This is a genomic window from Labilibaculum sp., from assembly GCF_963664555.1.
Taxonomy (GTDB): Bacteria; Bacteroidota; Bacteroidia; order Bacteroidales; family Marinifilaceae; genus Labilibaculum.
On record NZ_OY761461.1, the window covers coordinates 4,039,385 to 4,056,887 of the forward strand.

Below are 17,503 nucleotides of genomic sequence, written 5' to 3' on the forward strand. Positions count from 1 at the left end.
CTCCCCGATATCATCTCTTATGAGGGGAAATTTAGACAGCTAAGTGTAAAAAAAACGGATGCCCAATATTGAGCATCCGTTTTTACTATACTAATGAATTGGAATTAAATCTCTTTCTGTTTTGGAGACATTACCACTTCAATTTTTGCAGGTACTGCAAAATACTTTCTGGCAAACTTCTCTACTTTTTCTTTAGTTATTGAATTGATCATGCTTTCGTAATCCTCAGCACTCATCATTTCCTCATCGTACACATAATAACGATTGATCGCATTTAACCAGTAGTCATTTTTACGAAGATTCTCCTGACGAACCTTAATAAAGTTTTCTTTCGCTTCGTGTAAGTCATCTTCTTTAACTCCCTCATTAAAAAGAGCCTGAATCTCACTATATACAATTCCTTTTAATTTTTCAGCCTTGGCAGGATCGGTATCAAAACGAATAACCAATTTATACTCTTCACGAGGAAATTTATCTACTCCGGCACGAACACCTACGCCATAAGATCCACCTTCTTTTTCGCGAATTACCTCAAGATATCTCTTATCTAAAAGTTTAGCAACGACATCCATCATCATCGAATTTTCAATTGAATATTCAATATTACCATGCAAATCAATTTCAATGGTTGTCTTAGGAGTTTCCATCTCTCTGTCAAAATGGTTATAAGTATCTTTTTCAGGATAATCCACACCGTTGTCTTTCCAGTTATCTTCACGGTCGATATCCTTAATACTTCCCAAATAAGCTTCGATCATTGGTTTCGCCTGCTCTGCATCGATATTTCCTACAAAAACAAATGTAAAGTCGCTGGCATCAACAAAGCGCTCCTGATAAATGCGTTTCATCGTCTCAAAATCCAATTTATCAATCATATCTGTGTTAAACAGAATTGTTCTTGGATGATGATTGGTGGAGGTCATTGATACGGAATCGCTAAACGCTTTATTTATATCAGCTCCCATATGGGCAACATAGGCTCTATATCTGCTTTTTAATGCTGTAAAAGCCTCCTGATCGAAACGCGGCTGCTCAAAATACATATAAACCAACTGCAATAAGGTCTCAAAATCCTTTATGGATGAATTCCCGTTAAGTCCTTCTGATAATTCACCTACATATGGTGCTACCTTAACCTCTTTACCCGTTAATAATTTTTGCAGGCTAATCTTGTCAAATTTCCCCAATCCAAAATTAGGTACAAAACCACCAAGCAATTCTGCAGAAGGCAAATCTTTAACCTCATACAAAGAGTTTCCACCTTTACTGAAAGCTTGTAAACTAATTTCATTTTCTTTGAAATCTGTTTTTTTCACAACTACAGTTGCTCCATTAGCCAATGTCCACTCGGTAGCTTCAAAACCCTTCAAATTAGATTCTTTCACAACCTTTCCTGCTTTAGGCTGCACTGATAGTAAAGGTTCGCTTATCACCTTATCTTCGTAAGGTTTTAGTTCCATCTGTTTCACTTTTGCAACCACAGCAAGTAATTGCTCTTTGGTTGGCAATTCCAGTCCTTCCTTTTCAGGAGCTGATAAGGTAATCACCACATTCTCATCGGTGATCCATCCTTTTGAAATTGCATTAACTTCCTCTGTACTAATACCTGGAAATAATTGTTTCATTGCTTCGAACTCGAACTCAATACCCGGAACAGGCTCATTGGTTAAATAATTTTGCTGATAGCCACGAACCAAACGATCATTGTTTTGCTTGTTTCTCTCTTGGTAAGCTCTTTCCATTTGGCTTAACATGGCCGTTTTAGCACGTTCCAATTCAGAAGCCACAATACCATATCTTTTGGCCCTTTCCGTTTCTTTCAACAACACTTCAATTCCCCCAAGGATATTGTCCTCTTTTAGGGTTACGCCATTTTGAAAAACATCCATTTTTCGGGCCTTATTGTAGTACGCTGCATACCCAGTTATAAATGGTGCATTTCCTTTTTGGAGCAGTTCATTATAACGATCTCCAATTACACTTGAATAAAGATCCTCGATTAAAAGCTTACGGTAATAATTCAGGTTTTTTTCGGCAAAAGGAGTCGCTTTGTGTTTGTAAACAATCTCAAAACTAATTCTGCTGGTTTCAGGATCTGTAATTACACCAACAATTGGTTCCTTATTCCCAGGCACATCGAAATACACCCTTTCTTCCGGATTTTCAACGGCAGGAATATGTGCAAACAGTTCCTTTATTTTCTGCTCAAATTTCTCGGCATCAATATCTCCAACTACAATAATTGCCTGCAAATCGGTACGGTACCAGTCATGATAAAAATCTCTGATCACCTGATGATCAAAATTATCAATCACATTCAGATCCCCAATAACATCGCGTTTTGCATATTTCGAACCTTGATAAATGAGTTTATTTTTCTCTAAATAAACGCGCATTCCTCCAGATCGTCGGGTTCTCCATTCTTCATGAATTACTCCACGTTCGCTGTCGATTTCCTCACCAGTAAGACTTAAATAATTCGACCAATCGTGCAATACTAAAAGTGTGGAATCCAGAAGGTTTTCATTTGTAGTAGGAACATTACTTAAATTGTAAACAGTTTCATCTACATTGGTATAAGCATTGATATTACGACCAAACGCTACGCCATATTTTTCCAAATAATTAAGAACACCTTTCCCTGGAAAATGTTCAGTTCCATTAAAAGCCATATGCTCCAGAAAATGAGCCAATCCATTCTGACTATCATTTTCCAATACTGCGCCTACATTCTGAACAATGTAAAAACTAGCCCGATCTTTAGGCTCTTCATTATGGCGAACATAGTAGGTTAATCCATTGTCTAATTTCCCAGTCCTTACATTCGGATCCATAGGGAGTTTAGCATCTGTATTATTTTGAGCTGACAACATTCCTGTTCCCATTAGTGCCAAAACAGTACAAAGACTCATTTTGCTAAAAAAATTCTTAATCATTTGTGATTTGTTTTAGTGATTTGTAGTACAATTTACACAACATAAGTGTAACTTTTATAAATTAAAGAAACAATTAGCTACTTAACAATTTTCTTAATGATTTTTAACACTATACATTTACTGCTCTTTCGCTTTTAAAATGACATAATTTACCCTCTAATCAACAGATCCGGGATTTAGCTAAGATTTGGCCGGTTAAGTTTCAATAAAGTGAATACCTAATATTTTTTCCCTGAAAGCGATATCGCATCTACAAAGGGTCAAACCTTATGAATAAAAATCAAGAAAATAAATATGAAAATAGGAGTACCAACCGACACTCCTATTCCAAATTTCAAGCAGATACCTGCTTATTTCTCATCTTTTGCTTTGGTATCCGAAACATCGTCGAATTCAACGGTTTCGCCTTCTTCCACTTTTTTACCCAAGTAGTTTGGCAGTTCCATTCCAGCCATTTTGAAAAGTTCTTCCATCGGAGGAATAGATCCCATCATGCCCTGCATAAAGTTCGCGGTGGATGTTTTGCCATCTTTTCCGTTGCCATTCTCCCAAACAGTCACCTTGTCAATCTTGATGTTTTTAATAGCATCAACCTGTGTTTTAACCAATTCAGGCAACTTATCTGCAATCATTAACATTACTGCATCTTTGGCATCGCTTCCGGCAGCGTGAACAAGTTTATCAAAACCTTGAGCCTGCTTGCTTAAAATTTCATAAATCCCTTTCGCTTCTGCTTCCATTTTCATGAAAATCGCATCAGCCTCCCCTTTCGCATGACGACGGGTTTGTTCGGCAATCGCCTCAGCGGCAATCTCAATTTTTTGCTTGTCAATCTCGGCAGGAACCACAACATTAGCTGTCTGTGTCGCTTTATCACGGGTTGCACGGGCATTTTCAGCCAATTGTTCTGCAGCATAAGCTTCCTCTAAGGCCCGAGCCTGAGTCACTTTCTCTGCAGCCGAAGCCAAACGTTCTGCTTCTGCTTCTCTTTCTCTTCTGCGGGCATCAGAATTTGCAATGGTAATTTTTGCCGTATTCTCTCCTTCAACAGCCGATGCATCAGCAGCAGCAACCTGTACACGTTGTGCCTGATGTGCATTTGCTTCACCAATAGAACCATCGCGGTTTTTCTCAGCAACACTTTTCTTCGCATCATTTATTGCTTTTGCTGCAGCTTCCTTACCTAATGCTTCAATGTATCCCGATTCATCGTTGATATCGGTTACGTTCACATTGATCAGTTTCAAACCAATCTTTTTCAATTCGGCTTCCACATTTGATGATACAGCCGCTAGAAATTTATCGCGGTTACTATTGATTTCCTCAATATCCATAGTTGCAACAACCAAACGTAACTGACCAAAAATAATATCCTTTGCCAGATTGCTGATATCCGCCTGAGACAAGCCAAGTAAACGCTCGGCAGCATTAGTCATTACACCACCTTCAGTTGAAATACCAACTGTAAAACGAGAAGGAACGTCAACACGAATGTTCTGCTTACTCAAAGCACTTGTCAAATTAATCTCAATCGAAAGCGGAGTTAAATCCAAAAAGGCATAATCCTGAATAATTGGCCAAATAAAGGCAGCACCACCATGAATACATTTGGCCGAACGAGATTCGGTATCTACTCCTTTACCAACTTTTCCATACACAACCAAAACCCGATCCGACGGACATCTTTTATATCTCTTAAAAAAAGATACAATTAAAGAAAAAACGGCAATTACAATGACCGCAATTAATAGAACAACATATTCTCCCATGATAACTTGTTATTAGTAGTTTATTTAATAAGGTTTTACAATTAAAATTTGATCATTTAAAACATCCACAACCTGAATTACTGCACCAGTAGGAATATCTGAATCACTATCAGTAAGTGCATCCAAAGTTTGAAGCCCCTGTACTTCAATTTGTACTTTTCCCATTCCTTTTCTATTGGCCGGCACAGATAAATAAACATTGCCAATTTTCCCCTTGGCATTGTTTAGATTTAAGGTTCCTTCTTCGACCAGCTTTCCCATGAAATACAAAATCGAAGCCATTATTAACATCATAACTAAACCAGCAAGAGTAGCGATTAATGTTGAGACACCTGCCCCTAAACCCATATCCAAACAAATTATACCTGTCCATCCGAATACAGCAAAAAAGGCAATCAGGTTTTTTAAGCTTATAAACTGAAAATCAATTCCTGTATCGCCTTCCACAACAGCATCTGCATCACCTTCAGCACTCATATCATCAATATCACCACCAATGAAAGTAAGTACTATCTGAATTAGAAACAGAAGAGAAAATGGAATTGAAATGCCCCAGAAAATCTTTTCCACCATTTCCATCGAACTCCACCAATCTGAAATTTGTAGTATCATAATTTTTGTTTTTTATTTAGGATGAAAATAATAATAAATATCGACCTATTATCCATTATGCTCAATGGAATTATTCTTTTTAGCCGTACTATTTTTTTTACATGTTTTTAAGTGATTTTTGGGGGTTGAAAGAAAACTCATTTGAACCTCAGCCTTATCCTATTTGCCTGAAGAAAAAGAGAACACTTACGAACTAAGTTTGATACAAAAAAGGAGCACCAATTGAATTGGCACTCCTTTTCTATAACTATTGCTAAAAGTTTACTGGATAAACCTTCATTGGTTTTCTCAGTTCACCTTTTGCCTTATTTTTCATCCTCTTCGATCCAATTGGAACGGTTTGGATCCGCCGGAGCTACTACCTTTTCTTCAGATTGATTCTCCAATTCTTTTAGCAGCATTTCTATTGCTTTTTGCAGGGAAGGATCGATTCCTTTGGCTACCAAATGTGGCTCATCATAAACTTCTACATCCGGATACATGCCAACTCCTTCGATGATCCATTTCTGATTTTCATCGAAAATACCAAAGCGGGGAACAGCAATATAACCGCCATCAACCAATCCGGCATTGCCCGACATACCCACTAATCCGCCCCAGGTGCGGGTTCCGATCAATTTGCCAAGACCTTTTTTCTTGAAATAATATGGGAACGCATCTCCCCCTGAAGATGAGTACGAATTGATCAGCATTGCCTTTGGTCCATCGTGAGCAACTGCGGGCGTTTGATTCGCCTCAAGACCTCTGCGGTGCCAATAAGACAATACATTACGATCTAAAAGATCAACCATTTGATCGGGAATAAATCCGCCGCCATTGTAACGGTCATCAATAATTAAGGCTTGTTTATCGTGATAGGCATACATGCCTCGGTTCAATTCCCTGTTGCCTTCCACTGCGGTATTTGGAACGTGGATATATCCAATCTTTCCTCCGGATAATTTGTCTGTCATCTGGCGGCGCTCGTTCACCCAATTCAGATACATCAATTCCAATTCGCTTTCGATTGGTTGAATGGTATAGCTTTTTGCTCCATTCCGGCCCGGCACACTATTCACTGTGATCTCAACCATTTTGCCCATCTGATTTTCCAAATACAAGTATGGATTCACATCTGTACTTAAATCGTGGCCATTAATGCTTAGTAAATAATCGCCTTCCTTCACATTAACTCCTTGCTCTGTTAGAGGTGAACGTCTGTTAGTAGTCCAATTTTCTCCCTGATAAATTTTAGAGATTACATATTTACCCGTTTTAGCATCAGCTTTTAATTTTGCCCCCAACAAACCTGTCTTCACAGATTTCACCTTTTCAAAATCACCATAATTTACATAGGCGTGTCCGGTGTTGGTTTCCGATATGATTTCGCCCAGGATGTAATCCAAATCGGCACGATGACTCACATATGGCATCAACTGATTGTAGTTGGCTTTAATTTGCGCCCAATCTACACCATGCATATTTTCAACATAGTAGTAATCACGGAAAATGCGCCATCCATCGGTATAAATCTGATTCCACTCCTTTTTTGGATCAATCTTCATGTCCAAATCATCCAATTGAAGCTTACCTGCATCAGCCGACTGACCGGCAGTTAAATCAGTAATACCATAAGTAGAACCCGCCCAATACAAAAATTTATCACCATTTCCGGCTAAAGAATAACCAGAAACTTTATCTAAAATCACCTCATCCTTCTCTTTTTCTATGATGTAATGATGCAAAGCTCCATCGCTTGTGTATAAGATTCCTCCATCAACAGCTTCCAGATTATTGTAATCTCCGGATGATAATGGGAAAGCTGTTATGCGATTGGAAATGCCTTCAAAATCAATTTCTACATTTAGCTTCTCTTCAGGTTTTGCTTCCTCTTTTTTCGGTTTTTTCTTTTTATCAACAACAGGTTTATCTTCTTTCACCTCTTCAACATCGTTCTTTAACGCAAACAGTTTAGGCCCGTCTGCCTTTAACGACAGGGCAAAAATCCGGGTTGCATTGTTGTACAAATAATCGAACTCGAAGCTTGAAAAATCAAGATTAAAATCACGGTTCGATAAAAAGAAAATAAAATTTCCATCCTTTGAAAATACAGGCGATGAATCACCAAAAGTATCATCCGTTAAATGATAATTCATGCCCGTCGTGATATTATAAACCCAAACTGCTCCCTGGTCATTACTACTGTCTTTCACATAGGCAATCCATTGCGAATCGGGTGAAAATGAGAAATCGGTAATTTCGTTTCGACTGGCAACATCAACTATTTTAACTTCTCCACTTTCAACATTTAAACATTTCAGCTTTAAAGTACGATCGAAAAACAGCATGTATTTGCTATCCGACGACCACTTGGCATCATACATCCAGGCCGAAGAACCAAAAGTTACTTGTTTCGCTTTTGCTCCCTTTTTGTTCTCCAAAAGATAAATTTCGTATTCTCCTTTAGCATCTGAATAGTAAGAAATGTATTTCCCGTTTGGTGACCAGCTTGGTGCAGTTTCCCGAACTCCCTGAGTTTGTGTTAAGTTGATACTTGGTCCGTTCTTGGCAGGGACCGAAAAAATATCGCCGCGAGCATCAAAAAGAGCTCTTTTCCCTGAAGGAGAAACGGCAACACTTTGTATAAAATCTTTTACATTTCTATAATAAGGTAATACATTCGGATTATCGAAGTTGATGTTCACAACAACACGTTCTTCTTTTCCTGTTTCCAGATTTAATTTGAATAACTGTCCGCCGTTCTCATAAGCAATCTGACCGTTTTCACCCGATGGCCACATCACATCAAATGTTTTATGATGAGTCATTTGAGTAATCTCTTTGCTGTCCACATCATATTTATAGATGTTCAACTTTAAATCTCGATCTGATGCAAAATAAATGGCATTTTTATACCATGAAGGAATTTGATCGGAACCTGCAAATGTCGTGATTCGTTCCGATAGATCATTTTCTAAATCATAAATCCATAAATCAGCAGCTCTACCTCCTTTGTAACGCTTCCAGGTACGAAACTCGCGACTGATTGGAGCAAAACACAACTTTTTAGCATCTGGTGAAAACACGCCAAATCCACCTTCCGGAATTTGTAAGGCCTGTTCCAATCCCCCATCAATACTTACCTGATAATAGGTTCCGTTTCGCTCTCCAAAAGGAGTACGGTTCATTCGCACCAAAATGGATTTACTATCCGGATTCCAGTCTAGTATTGCATTATCGAATCCACCACGGGGAGGCATCATTCCAAGCGAATTGTAATAGGTTAACTGCTTAGGTGTTCCTCCTGTTGAAGGCATTACATAAACCTGACGACTTCCCGAATACTCCGCCGAAAATGCGATCCAGTTACCATCCGGAGAAATTTTAGGAAATAATTCCAGCCCCTTGTGCGAAGTCAACCTCTTGGCATCACCTCCATTGGAATCTACTGTCCAGATATCGCCCGCATAAACAAAGGCAATTAAATTTTTATTGATGTCAGGATATCGCATTAAGCGAACATCATTTTCCGCATGCACGCTTCCCATCATTCCCAGAAGGACAAGACAAAAAGCGGCAATTTTTAAACTAAGTTTTAGCATTTTAATAAATATGTTTGTGTGAGTATATTTTTCAAATCATTATCTGAAATACAAACATAAGACCTTTAAATAAAAAAAGCACACACTACTTATGATTATATCTTAAAGGAATTTACCTTCTCCCAAATAAAAAAGTGGCATCCCCTTAGGGGACACCACTTTCGCCAATTTTATTGTCTTTAATTACTTCATCTCAATTAAACTAATTGCGGCTCCGCCACCTTCAGCCAAATGATATTCTAATTTTGACGTGTTATCTACTTCTTGATTTAGGATCTGAAACTCAGTTGGGTTCTTATCCCAGTGAGCATTTTCACCATCCAAATAGAGTGTTGCTTTGTATTTCTTCCCTGGAGTAAGAAAGTTCAAATCTATATTCATATCGCGGGCATTTTCATCCGTAATTGATCCGACAAACCAATTTTCAGAATTACGATCCTTACGGGCGATGGTCACAAAATCCCCTACTTCACCATTCAATACCTTGCTGGTTTCCCAAGTTACGGCTACATCGCGAATGAACTGAAATGCATCGTTTCCTTTGTAATTCTCAATTAAATCGGGAACCATTTGAATAGGGCTGTTAATTACCACATACAATGCCAATTGCTGCGCCAAGGTTGTATTCACCTGATTGTTTGGTTTGTTTGGTGTTAACTTGATATTGAAAATACCCGGCGTATAATCGATAGGCCCTGCCAACATTCGTGTAAATGCTACAATTGGAAGGTGTTCCGGAGGATTTCCTCCATCGCTTGCCCAGGCATTAAATTCCTGTCCGCGCAATCCTTCACGGGCAATTACATTCGGATAAGTTCGACGTAAACCCGTTGCCTTAATTGGTTCATGAGCGTTAACCGCAACCTGATATTTCGCACCGGTTTCAACAGCTCTTCTGTAGTTATTCACCATCCATTGTCCGTGATGATATTCTCCTTTCGGGATAATTTTGCCAACATAGCCTGTTTTCACCGAATGAATTCCCAGCGAATTCATCAATTGATAGGCTGTATCCATTTGCTGATTGTAAGTTCTCGGAGCCGCCGAAGTTTCATGATGCATGATCAACTCTACTCCTTTTTCTTTTCCGTACCGAACCACTTCCTTTAAATCGTAATCTTTATAAGGAGTAACAAAATCGAAAACTCCTTCACGATCTTCGAAACCAATCCAATGTTCCCAACCTGTGTTCCATCCTTCAACCAAAATACCACCAATCTTATTTTCTGAAGCAAAATCGATAAGTTCTTTTGCGTATTTAGTGGTGGCACCGTGCTTGCCACTGGCCATATCCCATGATTTGGTTCCCAGATGCATATCCCACCAGATACCTACATATTTCATCGGTTTAAAATAATCAACCGATCCTATTTTATTGGGCTCATTCAAGTTTACAATCAAATCGGATTCAATTAAACCGCCTGCATTTTCAGAAATTTGAATGGTTCTCCAAGGTGTATTAAAAGGAACTGTTCTCTTTACTTTGTAACCAGTCACATCCGAACCTACCAATTCACTTTGCAACATCAACTTCTCTTTGTTTACCTTCAAAGTCATTCCTGAATAATCAGTCAGATTTGCTTCATGAAAGCTCAAGTAAACACCTTCTGCGGTTTTCATCGTTACCGGAGTATTCACCGCATTTTCAGGAATATAAGTTTGAGCCAGATTGTCGTTGGAACGCAATGCAATTGCATCGATACCGGTAAGTGAGGTAGTATGATATAAGTGTTCGTAAATGTCCCAATCACCAGGAATCCACCATACTTTGTGATCACCTGTTAATTTGAATTGTGTATTTTCATCGGTAATGATAACTTCCTTCATGGCTTCCTGCTCGGGAAATTCGTAACGGAAGCCAAGACCATCGTTATATACTTTAAACACCAGGTTCATTTTTCGGTTTGGAGCATTTTCCTCTTCCAAATTCAATACCAATTGATTGAAATTGTCCACAACCACTCTTTTCTCGCCCCACTGCATTTCCCAGCTTGAATTACTTGATGAAAGCTGGGAGCTGACAATCTTCCATCCTTTTTCGATGGATGGCATATTCTGAAAATCGAAGCCCAGAGTAGACGGCTCAATTACTTTTTTACCATTGAACAAAACCTCGTAGGTGGCCTGTCCTTCGACCATACTGAATTGAACGCCAATTTTTCCATCGGGCGATTCAACATTCCGGACTAATTTGCCATTGGCACAGGATGCCAATATCATTGCAAGACCAGCAATAAAAAACAGTGTTGATTTAAAATTCATAGTTAATTGAATCAAAAGATTAGTATTAAAAGTTCCAAACAAAAGCTTTGAGTGTTTAAGTTCGGTATTTAAAATCAAAGTAAACGGAGAAAATAGGGAATAACTAAATACCTATCCAAGATATAGATCAAAATAGCACGTAGAAACATCTAACAATCTAATAACCTTACAATTAACAACATACAAAACTCTTCAAAATATAGATGAGATACAATATCTTTTATAAGCCATACACATAATAGATTGATAGCTTCAATTTTCTATAATTTATTTTCCCTAAATAAAATAACACATTAATACATATTGGCATAAATATTGTTAGATAGTAACAATTATAAATAATATTTACTAAAACTATAGAACATGAAAAAAATGGTAATCTTATTAGTGGCCCTTGCTCTATCAACTTTTGTAATGGCTCAAGAAACAACTAAAATAAAAGAGGTTGGTCTCACTTTTAGAAATTTGGATGAATTTGGCTTCGGCTATAAAATTGGTACAGAACAGTCATTATGGAGATTCAATACCATTTTTTTATCAGGGATGAATGAAGATAGAAATTCAGACAAAGCATTTAATGATAGTGATTCTCAACAATTCGGATTAAGTTTTAGAGCTGGAAAAGAATACAGAAAACTTATTACAGAAAATCTTGAATACAGATATGGCTTCGATTTATCATTTGGATATAATCACTCAAAAGAAAACAATGGATCTACCACTGATCCAAGTAAAAGAAAAAGTAATTTATTTACACCTGGACTTAATCTAGTGTTTGGTTTAAATTATATAATTAGTGATCAATTAATATTAGGTGCAGAAGTTCTGCCTTACCTTAAATATACATTTGGACAAACATCGGAAGAAAGAAGGATTCCAGAGTATAGTAACAAAGTAGACCATTCCGATATTAGATATGGTTTTGATAGTTCTTCTGTCCTATTATCCTTAGCTTATCGCTTTTAAGTCTATTGATTAATAGTACTCAAATAAAAAACAAACTCCCAAACTGTCTACCAACAAATTGGGAGTTTTTTCGTGCAAAACAATTTATTGTGCCTTGATATGGGATGAGTATTAATTACAGTTAAACCGACTTAATCGCCATCACCTTTAAATCAAATTCTTCATTGGGATAAATGGAACGATTCCTAATTTTCGTTTTATAAGTGTAGATGGTATTCACCGAAAAATTTAGAATACCGGCTATTTTCTCATTGTCGTTTATTCCTAAGCGTATCATGGCAAAAATCCGTAAATCGGTATTTAAACATGGAGAATCTTTTATAATGATTCGATCTTTCTCTTCGAACAATTGATTGAATCGATTCACAAAATCAGGAAACAATTTCAGGAAAATCCGATCGAAGTCTTGAAACAAATTCTCGCGTTCTTTCTTCGAATTGTATTTTTTCAATTCCGATTCGATGGCATCATATTGCTTCGTGATTAGCTGGCGCGAAACGGCTTTTTTCATCGCTTCCAGTTTCTCGATAAACTGCGAGCTGAAATTAAAATAGTAACCAACATACTCTTCCTTAATTTTACTTACCTCACGAAGCTGTTCATTCAATTGCCGAAGATTACTATTGCTCTCCAAAATCTCCTTACGGGCTTTTTTCAATTCCTTTACCTGCCGGTAGATAATGATGGAAAAAGAAATTAACAGCAAGGCCAGAAGAGACACGATCAGAGAAATATTGGATATGATCTTTTTTTCCTTTTCTACTTTATTCAAAACAGCAGCTTCAATATCGGGCCGAATGAATGATATCTCCAATTGCCGCGCATTGCTGCCGTAAAATACCGCATCCCTCTGAGCTTCGGAGATAAACCGGTTTGCTTTCTCTAAATCTCCGTCGTGAAAAAGTAGTTCTGCCAATACTTTCGCCGCCAAAGTTTCTTTTGTGGTAGACTGAATATCACCAACAAGAGCTTTACATAGATGATATTTTGCTTTTTCTTTCTCCTGCAGTTTTAAATACGAAATGCCCAAAATACAATTGGTTATCGCAGCCTGATGCGGGGTTAAATCCTTTTTATTCAGTAAGGATGTGCAATACTTTTGAACATCGTAACTGGCGTTATTATTCTGACTTTTTAATGCCAAAGCCAGAATATATTCGAAAGATTCAGGATCACCCTCTGCTGCAATTTTCTTCACATATAAATTCCCGCTTTCGCGGTATTTGGGCGCATAATATCCCCAACGGGAATTGGATAAATCGTAATAGGCACGATAAGCCACAGAATAAAAGTCAATGCGCTTTTTTTGATCCAAGGCCATCGGATCGATGGTCTGAATGCTGTCGATGGTTTCCTTGTATAATCCCCGGAGCAGAAGAATCAGGGAAACATTTGACTTGGCTTCAGCAATTTTTGATGCATCCTTTAACCGATAAGCCGTTTTCAATGCCAAATTCCCATAATAAAAAGCCGAATCGTAAACAAAATACTCGTATTCTTTGGTCAATCTCACCAATAAATTGTACTCCTCGTTTCTTCGGTCCTCAAAATTTGAATGATGCAGGGAATCTGTCAGCAAGGCGATTTTGTTCTTTTTTACCTGAACAATGCTGTCTTTCGCTTCAATATATTTATTCGCCTCGGCAAACTGAAATGCAAGAGAATCATTTTGTCCGAAAGAATTCAGACTTAGTAGAACAAAAAACGTTAGAATGACACTTCTGTACATGCTTATTGAATATGGGTTTGCTGAACAAGGGGTAAAAGTAAGATTAATATTTTCTGCAGCAAAAAAGCCCTATCAAATTGACAGGGCTGAGTTAAACTTATTATCGCAATATTATAATCCACTAAAATCGACACCTTCAAACAGCATACTTGGTGTTTGCCACGAACGATCAGTTAATGGATCGTTACCAATCGCAATTAAATTATTCCAAATCTCTTTATGATTTCCGGTAATGTTCATTCCTGATACAGGATGAAGTATTTCTCCTTTTTTAACATAGAAGCCCTCTACTCCAACCGAAAAATCACCCGTTGCTGAATTGGAATTACCTCCGTTAAAACCAGTTACCAAAATACCTTCATTCATATCTTTGGTCAAAGCTGATAAGTCTTTATCTCCCAGTTCAAAAATCAAATTAGATGACGAGCCTGTAGTTGGTTCCATATCTAACTTTTTACCGTAATAATCATCAATATAGTAGGTCTGAAGTATACCATTCTCTATTACCGTCATTTTACGGGAAGCCAAACCATCACCATCATACAATCGTGAATTACGTCCTGATTCAATAAATGGATTGTCGGTAATACTCAATAAATCAGAAGCAATTTTTTGACCAATTTTTCCTTCTAAAAAGGATCTTTTTTGCTGAAGGTTATAACCAAACATGGGTTGCAGCAGAGAATTAAATACACGGCCTACTGATCTGTTTTCAATCAGCATTTCCATTTTTCCCGATTGAATAGTCTTGGCTCCAATTTTCCTTAAAGCTCTTTCAACAGCATATTTCCCAACACCTTCTCCAGATAACTGATCCCAAAATCTTGCGGCATTATAATGATAATCACTTGGACGACTATCACCTCCATTAATTGACGCACTTGCATCAATAGAATAAGACGTTGATTCTTTAAACCCGTCAACGCCATTACTCAACACTAAATAACTACGGTACGATCCATCACTATAAGATCCGGTAACGCTGATAATTCTTTCGTCCATACCTGTCGTTTCAGCCTCAACCTGCATGGCCAAATCGATTTTCTGACGAGGATCTATCGAGTCGTAATTTGAATCAAATAATTTCAGATCCTTTTCGGTTCCATCATAACAAAGATGACGATCTGGTAAAGAACGATATTGATCTTCGGCTAAATAATTCGTGCCCAGAATAGCCTCCTTGATAAATTTTTCAAGATCGTTCCTGTCCAATCGATTTGTAGAATGTGTTGAGTATTTACCGTTCACATAAAGCTTAAGGCTTAATCCACTTTGAATCGATTCCTGTATTTTTTCAATTTTCTGCTTTCTCACTTCAACCTCTGATTCTTTAGAATCATAAACAGAAACTGAAACTTCTTTTGCGCCATTTTCTGTGGCATATTTGGAAGCCCATTGGGCCAATTCCACTTTTTTATTGTCTTTCATCGAAACTTCTTTTTAATTGATTACAAGTAAACTCTAATGCATGATTAAGCATTAACCCCACCAACAGTCAGTTGTGCTACTTTAACCGTCGGCAATCCCATAGATACAGGAACTCCTTGTCCGCCTTTACCACAAGTTCCAGTTCCACAATCAATTTTAAGGTCCTTACCTACCATTGAGATTTGACGAAGAGCTTCCGGCCCATTACCAATCAGATTTACATCTTTTATTGGTTGGGTCAGTTTACCATTTTCAATTAAATAACCCGATTTCACATAGAAAGTAAAATCCCCTGCTCCAATTTGCACTTCTCCATTTGTAAATGTATCCACATAAATTCCATCCTTAACACTGGCAATAATATCTTCTTTGCTATGAGGTCCGGCTTCCATATATGTATTTCTCATACGCGGAATTGGGGCATAACGGAAAGATTCCCGGCGACCATTTCCTGTTGGTGCCACATTGTAATATTTTGCACTAATTCTGTCGTGCAGATAACTGGTTAACACACCATTTTCAACCATTTTTGTTTTCTGGGTAAGGATTCCCTCATCATCAATATTCAGAGTTCCCCTATAATTTGGATTGGTTCCATCATCAATAATAGTCACAAAATCTTCTCCTATCTTTTGCCCCATTTTATCGCTAAAGATTGAGGTTTCCTTCCGATTAAAATCAGCTTCGAATGCGTGTCCCATTGCCTCGTGTAATAGAATACCAGCGCCTCCGGCAGCTAAAACCACCTCCATTTGCCCTGCTTTTGGTTTTACAGCTTCAAATTGTTTATTGGCTCCCACCACAACTTCATTTGCGATTTCATCCATCAGCTCTTCATTCAAATATTCATATCCGGTTCTCATGGAACGGGATGCAAAGAAATCTTCCCGCCGATCTCCTTTTTCCATAACACAAACAGCAATAAAACTCACCATCGGGCGATAATCAAAACTGATCACGCCTTCGGAATTCGCAAAAAGAATATAAGAAGAACTGTCGTCCAAATACACCTGAACCTTAGCTACTTTATCATCCAAATTGAATACCTTATCGTTCAATTTCTGGAGATATGGTATTTTTTGCTTGATAGATACATCCTCCCAGGAAGTTTTAATTTTACAGAATTCAGGATGTACTCTTTCCTGCAAATTAATGGGTGGAAACTTTTTGCTTTCATTTGCAATACTTGCTGCAGTTTTGGCTACTTTTTTCATGGCATCCAAAGAAATTTCCTCTGAGAAAGCATAACCGGTCTGATCGCCTTTTAAAACGCGTACACCTACTCCATAGTCAATGTTAGATCCTGCACGATTTACCTGCTTGTCTTGAAGTCCAACATAGTTTGAAAGAGAATGTTCGAAATACAGATCACAATAATCTCCTCCTCTTGATAATGCTTCAGCCATCACTTTTTGCAGCATTTCTCTGTCAACATTAAAATGAGAGTAATACTCCTCTAAGCCCGATTGTTCGGTAATCCGATTGCATCCCATGCTTAAGAATGAGGGCAAAATTGCCATTCCCGCTAAAGAGAAAGATCCTGTTCGGATAAACTCTCTTCTTGAAAATTCATTGTTCATATAAAAGTTTTTTAGGGTTTGGGTTTTCTTTGAATTCTTTGGTGACCAAAAAGTTAAGACTTTTCATTATCATAACAAAACCTTATTGGTGAAAATCACAAATAAACAGACAAAATCCTGAAGCTGAACAATGCAGGAAAGATTCATATACTATCAAGCTTTAAAAAAAGCGATAAGCATTTACTGATGCAAGTAGAAAACCAGACTGTTTATTGCTCTTATTTTTTAGGCAATAGAAAATATAAATGATTGAGAGAGTGAAATAAAACTAATGCAAAACATCTATTGCAGTTGCTTTTAAGCAACTGATAACATGAAGTGAATAGATAGGCTTTAGCCACATGATTCAAATTTCAGTTGGCTAAAGTCAAACTGCAACAGATAAAAAAATCGCAAAACATTTACTGATGTAAAAAGAGAATCAAACTGTTTATTGCTCTTGTTTCAGGCAACAGATAACAGGAAGCTAATAAACAGGCTTTAGCCACATAAAATAATAGGCATTGGGTAAGAGTATGTGCAAAGGAATCGGCAGAATACAATAAACTATTGATCATAGAAGAAAAATGAACAATAACTTACAATATTTTTTGTTCAATTGTAAAAAATACTATATTTGTTACACCTCCTGCAAAAATAA

Annotated in this window: 9 protein-coding genes; 1 reads left to right on the top strand and 8 read right to left on the bottom strand. The window is 37.6% G+C overall.

Going from position 1 to position 17,503, the window contains the following annotated elements; all coding sequences use genetic code 11:
• Positions 1–104: 104 nt before the first annotated feature.
• From ACKU4N_RS15910 to ACKU4N_RS15930, 5 genes are all read right to left on the bottom strand, one after another.
• The gene (locus ACKU4N_RS15910; RefSeq protein ID WP_321318021.1) at positions 105–2,936 is read right to left on the bottom strand and encodes a M16 family metallopeptidase; all 2,832 of its coding nucleotides are present in this window, start codon (positions 2,934–2,936) and stop codon (positions 105–107) included.
• Between the two features lie 350 nt (positions 2,937–3,286).
• The gene (locus ACKU4N_RS15915; protein ID WP_321318023.1) at positions 3,287–4,705 is read right to left on the bottom strand and encodes a flotillin family protein; all 1,419 of its coding nucleotides are present in this window, start codon (positions 4,703–4,705) and stop codon (positions 3,287–3,289) included.
• Between the two features lie 24 nt (positions 4,706–4,729).
• Positions 4,730–5,317 carry a hypothetical protein gene (locus tag ACKU4N_RS15920; protein ID WP_321318024.1) on the bottom strand — a complete coding sequence of 196 codons (588 nt, stop codon included), beginning with the start codon at positions 5,315–5,317 and terminating at the stop codon, positions 4,730–4,732.
• 305 nt (positions 5,318–5,622) lie between these two features.
• A complete protein-coding gene (locus tag ACKU4N_RS15925) occupies positions 5,623–8,898 on the bottom strand; it encodes a S41 family peptidase (RefSeq protein WP_321318025.1) in 3,276 nt (1,091 codons plus the stop codon).
• 183 nt (positions 8,899–9,081) lie between these two features.
• On the bottom strand, positions 9,082–11,160 hold the full coding sequence (locus tag ACKU4N_RS15930; RefSeq protein ID WP_321318026.1) for a glycoside hydrolase family 97 protein: 2,079 nt from the start codon (positions 11,158–11,160) through the stop codon (positions 9,082–9,084).
• Positions 11,161–11,523: 363 nt separating this feature from the next.
• Between ACKU4N_RS15930 and ACKU4N_RS15935 the strand changes: the two genes are divergently transcribed.
• Positions 11,524–12,126, top strand: a complete 603-nt coding sequence (locus ACKU4N_RS15935) for a BT1926 family outer membrane beta-barrel protein (protein WP_321318027.1) — start codon at positions 11,524–11,526, stop codon at positions 12,124–12,126.
• 121 nt (positions 12,127–12,247) lie between these two features.
• Here ACKU4N_RS15935 and ACKU4N_RS15940 read toward each other — a convergent pair whose 3' ends face one another.
• The 3 genes from ACKU4N_RS15940 to ACKU4N_RS15950 form a co-directional block, all read right to left on the bottom strand.
• Positions 12,248–13,855 (bottom strand): SusR family glycan utilization regulator, encoded by a 1,608-nt coding sequence (locus tag ACKU4N_RS15940; RefSeq protein WP_321318029.1) that lies wholly within the window; start codon positions 13,853–13,855, stop codon positions 12,248–12,250.
• 111 nt (positions 13,856–13,966) lie between these two features.
• The gene (locus tag ACKU4N_RS15945; RefSeq protein WP_321318030.1) at positions 13,967–15,283 is read right to left on the bottom strand and encodes a TldD/PmbA family protein; all 1,317 of its coding nucleotides are present in this window, start codon (positions 15,281–15,283) and stop codon (positions 13,967–13,969) included.
• A gap of 44 nt (positions 15,284–15,327) precedes the next feature.
• A complete protein-coding gene (locus ACKU4N_RS15950; protein WP_321318032.1) occupies positions 15,328–16,863 on the bottom strand; it encodes a TldD/PmbA family protein in 1,536 nt (511 codons plus the stop codon).
• Positions 16,864–17,503 lie beyond the last annotated feature (640 nt).

Coding starts and splice junctions, on each gene's coding strand:
- ACKU4N_RS15910 (WP_321318021.1), bottom strand. CDS start 2,936: ATGATTAAGAATTTTTTTAGCAAAATGAGTCTTTGTACTGTTTTGGCA.
- ACKU4N_RS15915 (WP_321318023.1), bottom strand. CDS start 4,705: ATGGGAGAATATGTTGTTCTATTAATTGCGGTCATTGTAATTGCCGTT.
- ACKU4N_RS15920 (WP_321318024.1), bottom strand. CDS start 5,317: ATGATACTACAAATTTCAGATTGGTGGAGTTCGATGGAAATGGTGGAA.
- ACKU4N_RS15925 (WP_321318025.1), bottom strand. CDS start 8,898: ATGCTAAAACTTAGTTTAAAAATTGCCGCTTTTTGTCTTGTCCTTCTG.
- ACKU4N_RS15930 (WP_321318026.1), bottom strand. CDS start 11,160: ATGAATTTTAAATCAACACTGTTTTTTATTGCTGGTCTTGCAATGATA.
- ACKU4N_RS15935 (WP_321318027.1), top strand. CDS start 11,524: ATGAAAAAAATGGTAATCTTATTAGTGGCCCTTGCTCTATCAACTTTT.
- ACKU4N_RS15940 (WP_321318029.1), bottom strand. CDS start 13,855: ATGTACAGAAGTGTCATTCTAACGTTTTTTGTTCTACTAAGTCTGAAT.
- ACKU4N_RS15945 (WP_321318030.1), bottom strand. CDS start 15,283: ATGAAAGACAATAAAAAAGTGGAATTGGCCCAATGGGCTTCCAAATAT.
- ACKU4N_RS15950 (WP_321318032.1), bottom strand. CDS start 16,863: ATGAACAATGAATTTTCAAGAAGAGAGTTTATCCGAACAGGATCTTTC.